This window comes from Microcoleus sp. BM001215392 (assembly GCF_036700185.1).
GTDB lineage: Bacteria > Cyanobacteriota > Cyanobacteriia > Cyanobacteriales > Microcoleaceae > Microcoleus.
This window is the reverse complement of record NZ_JAUBOJ010000264.1, coordinates 1-10,645: the sequence shown is the minus strand read 5'-3', so window position 1 is coordinate 10,645 and position 10,645 is coordinate 1. Positions and strand designations below refer to the sequence as shown.

Annotated in this window: 9 protein-coding genes; 1 reads left to right on the top strand and 8 read right to left on the bottom strand. The window is 49.4% G+C overall.

The window, feature by feature from the left end; all coding sequences use genetic code 11:
* The 8 genes from QT974_RS23500 to QT974_RS23465 form a co-directional block, all read right to left on the bottom strand.
* Positions 1–187: hypothetical protein (locus tag QT974_RS23500; protein ID WP_333470833.1), on the bottom strand; the 187-nt coding region annotated here is incomplete at its 3' end.
* Between the two features lie 10 nt (positions 188–197).
* Complete coding sequence (locus QT974_RS23495) at positions 198–332, bottom strand: hypothetical protein (protein ID WP_333470832.1); 135 nt, start codon at positions 330–332, stop codon at positions 198–200.
* Positions 333–439: 107 nt separating this feature from the next.
* Entirely contained in the window at positions 440–1,048 is a 609-nt protein-coding gene (locus QT974_RS23490; protein WP_333470831.1) for a Uma2 family endonuclease, read from the bottom strand.
* 114 nt (positions 1,049–1,162) lie between these two features.
* Entirely contained in the window at positions 1,163–3,253 is a 2,091-nt protein-coding gene (locus QT974_RS23485; RefSeq protein WP_333470830.1) for a ShlB/FhaC/HecB family hemolysin secretion/activation protein, read from the bottom strand.
* 373 nt (positions 3,254–3,626) lie between these two features.
* Complete coding sequence (locus tag QT974_RS23480; RefSeq protein WP_333470829.1) at positions 3,627–4,634, bottom strand: protochlorophyllide reductase; 1,008 nt, start codon at positions 4,632–4,634, stop codon at positions 3,627–3,629.
* Positions 4,635–4,861: 227 nt separating this feature from the next.
* Positions 4,862–5,980, bottom strand: coding sequence for an alkene reductase (locus tag QT974_RS23475; protein ID WP_333470828.1), 1,119 nt, complete (start codon positions 5,978–5,980; stop codon positions 4,862–4,864).
* Between the two features lie 270 nt (positions 5,981–6,250).
* The gene (locus tag QT974_RS23470) at positions 6,251–6,814 is read right to left on the bottom strand and encodes a Uma2 family endonuclease (RefSeq protein WP_333470827.1); all 564 of its coding nucleotides are present in this window, start codon (positions 6,812–6,814) and stop codon (positions 6,251–6,253) included.
* 85 nt (positions 6,815–6,899) lie between these two features.
* On the bottom strand, positions 6,900–8,660 hold the full coding sequence (locus tag QT974_RS23465; RefSeq protein WP_333470826.1) for an RluA family pseudouridine synthase: 1,761 nt from the start codon (positions 8,658–8,660) through the stop codon (positions 6,900–6,902).
* A gap of 252 nt (positions 8,661–8,912) precedes the next feature.
* Here QT974_RS23465 and QT974_RS23460 point away from each other — a divergent pair, with 252 nt between their 5' ends.
* Complete coding sequence (locus QT974_RS23460; RefSeq protein ID WP_333470825.1) at positions 8,913–10,595, top strand: tetratricopeptide repeat protein; 1,683 nt, start codon at positions 8,913–8,915, stop codon at positions 10,593–10,595.
* Positions 10,596–10,645: the final 50 nt, after the last annotated feature.

Genomic DNA, 10,645 nt, shown 5'->3' with positions numbered 1-10,645 from the left:
TGGCGCCGCCGCTGATTCTATCTGAGGGTAAATTGTTGATTGTATCTGGAACAATCCGCGAACTTTCGGCGCCTAAGCTGCCGTCGGGGACGATTTGGGCGCGGGCTGGGGAAGCCAGAAGTAACAAGTAAAAATTAATCAGGAAAAAGTAAATTTGATGGCTGATTGGCAATTGGTAATTAGTCATGACGATCGCCTCAAGTTAAAATATTTGGTATAACAGTAGATGTTTGTTGGTGTCGTCCGCGCGATCGCCCGAACATCGAACGTTGCTGGCGTAGATGTTTGTTGGTGTCATCCGCGCGATCGCCCGAACATCGAACGTTGCTCAAATTTAGCTCCCAATCGGTGCCAACGCTAGCCTCTGAACCCCCGAGCCGCAGCAGATACAATCCCTCATCAGCAGTGTAGCAGACTTGCCCGATCGATAAGAAAGATTTTAAACTTGGCTGCTGAGTAAAATTTGCTCTACAGTGATTTCTAGTTCGGGAAAAGTTTTAGAGATAATCCTTTCTTTTTCTGTAAAACTTTGAACTACATAGCGGTCATTTTCTAAGGAGTAAACGAAAATTGTGGGAACTTTGGGATTGCCGAGATAAGCCCGAGAAGCGATCGCCAAATAGTCCACAATCCAATACTCGCAAATGCCGAGCCGTTGATACTCATCTAGCTTGTCAACATAGTCGTCTTCCCAGTTGGTTGAGGTAACTTCTACTGCTAATTGGATCGGTTCGGTAAGCGCTCCGTAACCGAGTGCATTGCTGTTCCATACTGAGGCTTTAACCACGCCAACATCAGGATTTCTGCCTTGCTCTTGTCCTGAAGCTTTTACGGTTCTGAAGACTATATCTTTGTCAACAATATAGTCAAGTCCCAAGCGCCTGATTTCATCGTTAAAGCCAAATACTAGAAATCTTGCCACATTTTTATGAGCTCTGGTTGCTTCCACTTTGACAATCTCCCCATTTACAAGTTCGTAGATACCCGATCCATCTGGATAGTTTTGCAGAAAGTCTGCAAATGTTAATTTGGTTTTTGTCTGAACCATAAGACTAACTCTCTTGTATTAACTAGGTGATATTTGAGGCATGGTTCGATCGTTCGGAATGCGAGTTTTCTCCAAATGCGGACTGAAGTCCTCACGCTCGATCCTATTTTATGGTTAGAAAGGAAAGTAATTAATCCGAAAGTAGATGCCTTTTTCTTGGAAAGTTCGATCGCCCCCTCCGGCATTGATCAAAGGAATACCATAATCTAAGCGCACGTTCAACCGATCGCCCATCTGCCAAATTAGCCCTAAACCCGCACCCAGCAGTTTGTCAGAATCAGCACTCGGTTTGTCTCCGGAATGGTTCCAGCCTACCCCAAAATCGACAAACGGAGCAACTTGCAACAATCCTTTGACTTGCGGCGCCCGCCACACCGGAATTCGTACCTCCGCGCTAGCGATCGCACCGCTATCAGTTAACAGCAAATCTTGCCGGTATCCGCGCACGCTTTGCACGCCGCCAATGCCGATTTGTTCGAGAGAAAGCAGCGGGCGATCGGCAAATTGAATGTCGGAACGCACTATCAGCAAGGTTTCTGGCCCGAGCAGCCGCACGTACTGCGCTTGTCCGCGCCACGCTAAAAAGCGGCTGTCTGGGCTGCTGTTATTCACAGTCGCGCCTAAAAAATCGGTACCGATGGAAAACTGCGATCGCGCTGCGATCACTTGTCGAGTATTCCGCTGCACGTATTCTTGAAAAAACCGCACCGCCGAAACCCGCGTTTCGCCGCGCTCGGAAGCTCCCGCTGACAGCGCAAATCTTTCTCCCAACAGGAATGTATCGCTTTCTTGCCGCGAAACAGTCACTCCTACAGCTAAAGTGCGATCGAGCTGTTCCACGATCGGCTGTCGGTAAGTTAACTCGTAAGTCCGCGATTTCCCCTCGATTTCGGCAGCATTGAAGGGTTCCTCGATCACGTTAGTGCTCGCAGCGCTTGCCGCAAACCGAATCGTGCCGTTGCGCGCGTTGACGGGGACTGTGTAGCTGCCGTTGAATTCGTTGCTGCCGTCGGTGTTAGCGTAGGATAGCTCTAATCCGTCGCCCAAACCAATCAAATTTGCTTGATTTATCCGCACTCCGCGCCGAAAACTGCCGACGCTTGGCGATCGATTGTTGTCTAAGAAAACTTCGCCACTGAGGCTGTCTGCTTCTTTGATCCGCACTTCCAAACGGCTGTTTTCCGGGCGGCTTCCCGCTTGCAATTCCGCGGAAACATTGGCAATCAAAGGGTCGAGTTGCAGCCTTTGCAAGGCTTCTAGCAGCCGATCGCGGTTGAGCGGCCGTCTGGTGGCCCGCTGCAAGCGCGATCGCACGTAATTGGCATTCAAGCGCCTGTTTCCAGCGATCGCAATTTCATCTAATCCGCCTTCGACAATCCGAATTTTTACCACACCTCCCGATCTGGGAAAGGTTTGGTTCGCTGGAATTACAGCCCCGGAATTGATGTATCCCGCTGCTACGTATTTTTGAGTGACGGCTGCTTCTGCTGCGATCAGTTCCGCAAAGGTGATGTCGCGCCCCGCAAATTGTTGCGTAACTTCTGCCAGTTCGCGATCGCTAAAAGCCGTGTTCCCCTCAAATTCAAAGCGCGAAACCCGAATTGTACCCGGAATCTCCGGTCTGCTGTCGCCGGGAACTGGTGTTAGGGGAGTTGGTTGGAGGGGAGACGGCTGCGGAGATTCCGGCAGTGTTGGTGCAGGTAATTCTGGCTCTCTGGGTTGAATTGGGTTCGGCAGTTGACCGATCGCGCGATCGTAATTCAACGGTGGCTGTGCGCTCGGATTCCTTGCGGGTACAGCGAGATCGCTGGGAACTAATTCCGATGTCGCCGGATTTGAGATTTGTTGCGAGTCTCGATCGGCATTCATACTTGTTTCTAGCTTTCGCTCCGACTCAGAAAGCTCGGTTTCTTCAGTTTTGGTGCTGAAGGCACCGCCGTCTGAATTTGCAACTTCCGGCTGCAAGTCTGGAATTCGATCGGCTAACTGAGTTTCTGGATCGGCCTTTCTCAACTCTTGGCCGGTGTCAAGATTGGTGTCAGTGGCTCGCCAAGGTCGATCGGCTCCACTTCTAGCTGCTGCCAAATCCTCAACATTTGAAGTCAAAATGTCAACGTTGCTCGCAGATGTTTTAGCTGGTTTTCCCAACCAAACTAACCCAAATATTCCGGCGATTAAAAATAGTTTTTGCGATTGACAAGCCATAGGATATAATTATCTCGCATAATTTGGTAAAAATATTTTCAGGAATTAAGCGCCCTCAACTTGAAATCAATCTTAACCGCAAAAAAGGCAACAGCCGTCGCCGCCAACAGTTTCGCAACCGCTAACAACCAAAGCTCGATCGACGGCTGTTCAACCCCAACACTTACGCATCAACCGGGTTCCGATCCGAACAAATATCCTGTAAGTCGATCGACAAAATAAAAACCCAAACTCGTAGAAACCGGGTTTTTGGTTCAAGTGCGCCCACTCCTCTCAACAACCCGGTTTCTTCCCAGATTCCTCCTTACCAAACCCAAAACTCGTAGAAACCGGGTTTTTGGTTCAAGGTTGATTTTGGTGCATCAGCCCTGAATTATGCAGAACGGCCCACACCAGCACCCGCACCCATTTGAGATCCCTCAGCCAAACCCACCAACTTAGCGCTCAACTCCCACATCCGCTCCCCTTTCTCATCATCGCGCGCCTGCGGAGAAACCTTCTGGACAAAAGACTTACCATCTTTTTTCTGGCGGTTTCCCCAACTCCAATAAGCCCCAGATTGCTTGTATTCTGGATCTGCAACCACCATCGCCAGCCTTTCGCCCGCCAACTCCTGCGACACGTAACCGCCCGTGATATTCTTCTGAAACAGCGGGAACAGCTTCTGAAATAAAGGATAGTGATTGCGGAACAGCGGCGTATCCGCAACACATCCCGGGTACAGCGAAGTGAAACTAATCCCCGTCGATTCGTGAAAGCGGCGGTGCAGTTCCCGCATCGTCAGCACGTTGCAAACTTTGCTATCTTTGTAAGCCTTGACCGGTTCAAACTTCTTGCCATCAGCCATCGACACCGGGTCTTTAAAACCCGCTTCAAAGCCCTCAAACTTGCCCAAATCCGGGCGCGGCGGAATCTTCCCGCCCAACTCGTCTGGATTGTGAGTCACCGTTCCCAAAATCACGATTCTGGCATCTTGATAATACGAAGGTTTCATAATATCCATCATCAGATTGCACAGCAGAAAATGACCGAGGTGATTCGTAGTCATCGTCAACTCGTAACCCTCCGGGCTGCGCAGCGGTTCCTTAATCAAAGGCAAATAGATAGCCGCGTTGCACACCAAAGCGTCTAAAGACCTGCCGCTGGCCTTGAATTCCCTCGCAAAGCGGCGCACGCTTTCCAAATCGCCTAAGTCAACCTGCATAATCGAAAAACTGCCTTGAGGAATGCCCAACTCTTGGGCTGCGTCTCCCGCTTTGCGCACGTCGCGACAGGCCATGACTACGTGCCATCCTTTGTCTGCAAGGGCTTTGGCGCCGTACAAGCCGACGCCGGAGGATGCGCCGGTGATGATAACTGTTGACTTGTGATTTTCTGCCATTTTATTAAAAATACTTCGATCGCGATTGATTATTTTTGTGAGGCTCAAAACATCCCAGCTAGCAGCTCGGATGTTTTGAGATGTCCTCAGGTTAATAGGATAGGCCCAAATGTTCTGGATCTCAACTGTCTAAACTGGCGATCGACAAGGGAGCAGATTTTTCCAGCTTCAAAAAATTCGATCCTGCCGCATCCCAGTCCCATTCAAACTCTTCACTGCGAACCTCATCAAGAAATAGCCGCCGATTCCTGATAAGTAGGGAAATCAATATAACCTTCAGGCCCAAAAGAATACCAGACACCCACTTGGGCCGGCGGATTCAGCGGCCAACCGCCAGCAAAACGCTCTACCAAATCCGGATTGCTGATAAAATCCCGACCAAAAGCAATTAAATCCGCAACTTTGCTGCTCAAAGCCGTTTGCGCCTGTTCTTGACTGTACCCGCAGTTGCCAATCAGCGGCCCGGAAAACACATCCCGAAACTCTCCTATCACCATCGGCGTTCCCAATTGGTGAAAGCCAAAAGCCAGACCGTCAACCAGGTGAAGGTAAGCTAGATTGTAGCTATTTAACTGTCCCGCAAAATACAGAAAATCTTCCCGATAATCGGGAGAACCCATATCATTATAAACACCGTTGGGAGAAAGCCGAACTCCCACTCGATCCGCCGGGAATACTGTCAAAACTGCCTCCACAATTTCCTGAAGAAAACGGTAGCGATTTTCGACTGCACCACCATAGACATCGGTGCGGTGATTAGTTTTGGATTGCAGGAACGTATCAATTAAATAGCCGTTAGCCCCGTGAATTTCTACACCATCAAAACCACTGTTTTTTGCCCGTTCTGCCGCCAGGCGATAATCTGCTACAACCAGCGGTATTTCATCTGTTTCTAAAGCGCGGGGAGTTTCATAGGCTTGTTTGCCGGCAGGGCTATGAATTCCTTCTCCATTAATCTTGATAGCCGACGGTGCAACTGGCAATTGATTGTTTTCCTGAAAACTGCTGTGGGAAGCTCGCCCGCAGTGCCAAAGCTGTATGAAAATCGGTGTTTCGCAGCCATGAACTGCATTTACAACTTGTTTCCAAGCTTCCCCTTGCTCGTCTGAATAAATACCGGGAGTATTCAGCCAACCGTTAGCTTGAGCAGAAATCACCGTAGCTTCTGTGAGGATCAAACCAGCACTGGCCCGCTGAGCGTAATACTCGGCCATCAAAGCATTGGGCATCCGCGTTTCACCAGCTCTCGCCCGCGTCATCGGTGCCATCACTACACGGTTTTTTAAGGATAAATCTCCCAATTTGAAGGGACTCAGGAGGAGTGAAGATGTTGTTTGAGCCGTCATAATCTCGATCTGTCCTTTACTGAATGATTTGAGCAATCGGAGTTCGATCGCTTTTCAAGATAACTTAAACAGGACTTGCTAACAAATCTCCATGGGCATATCTATTGCTAAGGTACGCAGTGGTACACCCTACAGATATAGCCTGCGTGTATCACTGCGTACTATCAACGGCCAGCGGCAGACGAGGGCTTTAACATCAATAAATATGAGCCAAATCTCAACCAAAGCTAGATCGCTAAATATCTTGGTGAACTACTGCCAAACTTTTAGTTACTCCAGCAGCCAGCTAAATAAACCTTGAACTGTCAGATTGAATTCTCTGGCAAATTCTGGCACTGGTAACAGTAAACCCGGTTCATCATAAAATGCTGTTGGTCGATCGCGCAAATAAACAAATACACATTGCTCGGATGGGTCAATCAGCCAGCCCATCTGCGTTCCGTGAGCCAAGCAATGTAGAATATTTTTAATTACCTTTGTTTGGCTTTGGTCGGGCGAAAGAATTTCGATCGTCCAATCAGGGGCGATTGCAAAAACATTCGCGACTTCACCATTTTCCTTGCGAGGAATCCTGTTCCACAAGAATACAGAAATATCGGGTACGATCGATCGCCCACCAAAAGTGCAGCGGAGTTCACAGAAAGCTCGTGCAATCTTCTGGGATCTTACAACCGAGTTGATGGCAGGTGCCAATTCAGTCTGAACTGCACTGTGTTCTCCTTGTGGCATTGGTTTTTGGATGATGCGTCCATTGATGTACTCGCTGGCGGGTTCGGTCTCCGGCAGCTTGAGAAACTGTTCTAGGGTAAGGGTTTTAGTCGGAGTCTGTACCATTTTAATGTTTCCTCAACAGAGGCGAGTTGAGATTCCTATGCTTGTAATTCTACAAATATCGATCGCACTCGCGATCGCCCCAAGCTCAAAAAGGCGTCGCCACCTGCAAGTGCAGCCATTCTCGCCGTTGCGGGTGCTCGAAGGACAGTTCCCGCGCGTGCAAGTGCAGCCGGCTTGTACAGGCCCGACATCCGTACAGTCGATCGCCCAAAATCGGCATTCCCAAGCCTCGAACATCGGCCGCATGAACCCTCAACTGGTGGGTGCGTCCAGTCAGCGGCAAAAACTCCACGCGATCGTACTTTCCCTGTTTCGCCATTACTTTAAAGCCAGTAACACTGGGTTTTCCGCACTCCCAATTAACTTGCTGGAGCAAGGAATTTTCCGAGTCTTCTTTTAGCGGCAGTTCGATCGTCCCACACTCTAGGTTGACAGTCCCTGAAAGCACTGCTTCATAAACTTTGTGAATCAGCCGTTTCTCAAATTGCTGCCTGATTTGACTGGCAGTTTCTTTGTCCCGCGCCAGCAGCAAAATCCCAGATGTTTCCATATCTAACCGATGCACCGCAGTCAGTTCTAACCCGTCTGGTAGCAAGTTCCGCAAGCGACTCAAAACGCTATCTTGATTTTCTAAATAACGACCGGGAACTGACAGCAACCCCGAGGGTTTGTCGATCGCAATCAACCATTTATCTTCATAAACAATCGGTAGCATTTGCTCGCAATCGGCAGCGGGTTCGATGCCCGTTCCACGCGATCGACGATCAATTGTCGGGTGGCCTCCATGCCCGCCCCACAAGGGAGCCTCTACCCCCGCCAGAGGTTCTGAAACACTGTGATTTTGAGCCAATCCTGACAGCAAAAAACCCATCAACGGTTGACACCGATCGCTGCAAGCGCCGTAAAATTCTCCCGGAACTTTGTCACCCGATGGCGGCCCCCACCAAAACTCAGCCATTGCTAGCGGCTTGAGATTGTGTACCGCAGCGCAGTGCAGCAATTTTGGCGCGCAGCAGTCGCCGGTACCCGTGGGAATTGAATTAGGTGGCATCAATGAGGAGAGCGATCGCGATTCCCCGCCAAAATTCATCAGGGTATAAGCCTCGTGCATTTGCGCCTGAAGTTCGCGGGAAAGTTCTTTTCGCTGCTGTTTTAGCACCCGCATTCGCCCGTCAGCAGCTTCAATTAATTGTTTTAGCGGCCCCAATGTTTGATCCCGCTGCTGTTTCAATTGCTTGCGTTCAATTTTCTCTAAACGGCTGGCTTGATTCAGTTCTTCGAGGCTAATTTCTAGTTTTTCTGGTGAGAGAGTTTGACACAGCAACTGGCGTTGTTCGTCTCGCTGCTGCTTGCAATTGCGGTGCCGTTCGCTCAAAACTTGCAATTGCAATTCAAACTCGCCCAATAAAGTTTGATACTCTTGTCGCTGCGGGAGTTGATTCAGTGCAATAAGTTCCTGTTTCATCGCCTCCAATCGAGTTAACGTGCCCGCTTCGTTCAAAGCAACTCGATCTCGCCCTGGAATCGGTGGCACCCACCCGTCAACAACGCTGCAACCGTTGAGCAGCCCCGAAAAAGCTTTGAGTATCCGCTGTTCCCCCCAAGGCATGGATACCAGCAAAATGCCGTACATCTTGCCCTCAACAGCGTAGGAATCCTCAGCCGCCAGATACTCCATCAAACCCCGGGCGATCTCTTCAGACATTCGAGTGCGCGGGAGTCTCAGCAACTCGCCGCTTTGAGGACAAAGCCCTTCATACCAATAATTGGGGCGAGAGCCGATCGACCCCTGAGCACAATCTGTCAAACAGTCCGTGAAATCTAAAAGCGCGTGCGTAATTTGCATATTAAATTCGGTGTTAAAACTGGCTCAGCACATATTGATTTTTTCCTAACTGTATTGTACGGCGGTATACGGATGTTGAGATCGTTGCATAATTTTATACAAAAGTATTATTTTTTCAGGTAACAATACTGAATAGCGATCGACCTGATATGATAAGTTGGTTTTAAAACAACAGCGAGTTAACAAAACCGTAAGTTAATATATAAGACCGCCAGCTTCTTATCCCATTAAATCTTTTATATAGCAAGGCGTATGCCAGACCTCTCAACTTCGGCCACAGAAAACTCCTCAAACCCCCAACCAGCTCTCCTGCCGCCGATTTTAAGAATTTTGGCAGCACTTCCAGATTACGATCGGGGCAACAGACACTACGCATCGGGAAGGTACGAAGCAGCAGTTATTTGCTACTCAAAAGCCGTGCAAATTAAGCCAGAGTGGGCCCGCGCGTGGCTGAATCTGGGCAAAGCATACAAGCAACTGCACTCTTGGGCAGAAACAGTCGCCTGCTGCGATCGCTCGCTCGCGATCGATCCAGAAGAATATTGGGCTTGGATGCTGCGCGGGACGGCACTCTTAAGCTTGCAGAATCACTCAGACGCGATCGCGGCATTCGATCGAGCAATTCAAATCAACCCAGAAAAACACGAAGCTTGGTATCAGCGGGGCAGAGTTTTAGAAGAATTACAAGAATGGGAGGCCGCAGCAAGCTGCTACAAAAGAGCCACCCAAATACATCCAAATTTACCCGCGATGTGGTACCGGCAAGGCAGCGTGTTGTTGCAAGCAGAGCGCTACGCTGAGGCTGTGGCAGCCTACGAGCGCGCCCTCAAACTCGTCCCCACCAACTGGGAAGCTTGGCTGAACAGAGGTTTGGCCCTGATGAAGGCAGAACGCTACGCAGAAGCTGTCACTTCTTACGATCGCGCCATTCAACTGCAACCACAAAACACACTGGCTTGGTTCAATCGGGGCATTGCTTCAGCCAAATTGCACAAATACGGCGAAGCAGTCACAGCTTACGATCGTGTCCTGCAACTGCAACCCAACGACTGCGAAGCCTGGTTTTATAAAGGAATAGCCCTGAGCCACCACTGGCGCGACGGCGCAATTGCTTGTTTCGATCGGGCAATTGAAATTAATTCATTTTATCCAGAAGCCTGGATCGGGCGCGGTCAAACACTCTCAGAATCAAGAGATTATGAAGGCGCGATCTGGGCATTCGATCGAGCCATTCAAATCAATCCCAATTTCCCCGAAGCTTGGCTGGGTAGAGGCATAGCCCTAGCAAAATTGGAACGCTACAAAGACGCGATTATCGCTTACAGCAATGCCCTACAAATTGAAGGTAATTTTCTAGAAGCTTGGAATTTGCGAGGCGAAGCTCTCGAAAAATTGCAGCAATACGAAGAAGCCATCGCCTGTTTTGACAAAGTAATTTCTCTGAGTTCCGAAGCAGAAACAACCTCAAAAGTAGGGTTGCAGCAAGGAGCCGCCCTAGAAAAATTGCAGCGTTACGAAGAAGCCGTCGCAGCTTACAACCGCGTTATCAAAATCGTCCCAGACAACTTTGAAGCATGGTTGAAACGCGGCAACGCCCTGTCAAACTTAGAGCAGTACGAACCAGCACTATCATCCTACGATCGAGCCATTACTATCTGGGCTGACAACTATCAAGGCTGGGTAAACCGAGGTTTGCTGCTAGGTAAAATGCAGCGATATTCCGAAGCACTCGTCGCTTTTGACCAAGTGATTCAACTCAAGCCCGACAACTGGGAAGCTTGGGCGCAGCGCGGCGACATTTTACAAAAATTGCAGCGAACTCAAGACGCCATTAGCTCCTACGGAGTCGCCCTAGAAATCAAACCCGATTACTACGAAGCTCTAGTCAGTCGAGAAGAATTGAGGCTCAAAGGCGCGATGTCAGGAAAGTGGTAAGTCAGTTGACAGTTGACAGTTGACAGTTGACAGTTGACAGTTGACAGTTG

What these genes read in the sequence shown, in the direction of transcription:
- QT974_RS23480 (WP_333470829.1), bottom strand. Translation starts at nt 4,634, where the DNA reads ATGGCAGAAAATCACAAGTCAACAGTTATCATCACCGGCGCATCCTCC.
- QT974_RS23490 (WP_333470831.1), bottom strand. Translation starts at nt 1,048, where the DNA reads ATGGTTCAGACAAAAACCAAATTAACATTTGCAGACTTTCTGCAAAAC.
- QT974_RS23470 (WP_333470827.1), bottom strand. Translation starts at nt 6,814, where the DNA reads ATGGTACAGACTCCGACTAAAACCCTTACCCTAGAACAGTTTCTCAAG.
- QT974_RS23475 (WP_333470828.1), bottom strand. Translation starts at nt 5,980, where the DNA reads ATGACGGCTCAAACAACATCTTCACTCCTCCTGAGTCCCTTCAAATTG.
- QT974_RS23460 (WP_333470825.1), top strand. Translation starts at nt 8,913, where the DNA reads ATGCCAGACCTCTCAACTTCGGCCACAGAAAACTCCTCAAACCCCCAA.
- QT974_RS23485 (WP_333470830.1), bottom strand. Translation starts at nt 3,253, where the DNA reads ATGGCTTGTCAATCGCAAAAACTATTTTTAATCGCCGGAATATTTGGG.
- QT974_RS23465 (WP_333470826.1), bottom strand. Translation starts at nt 8,660, where the DNA reads ATGCAAATTACGCACGCGCTTTTAGATTTCACGGACTGTTTGACAGAT.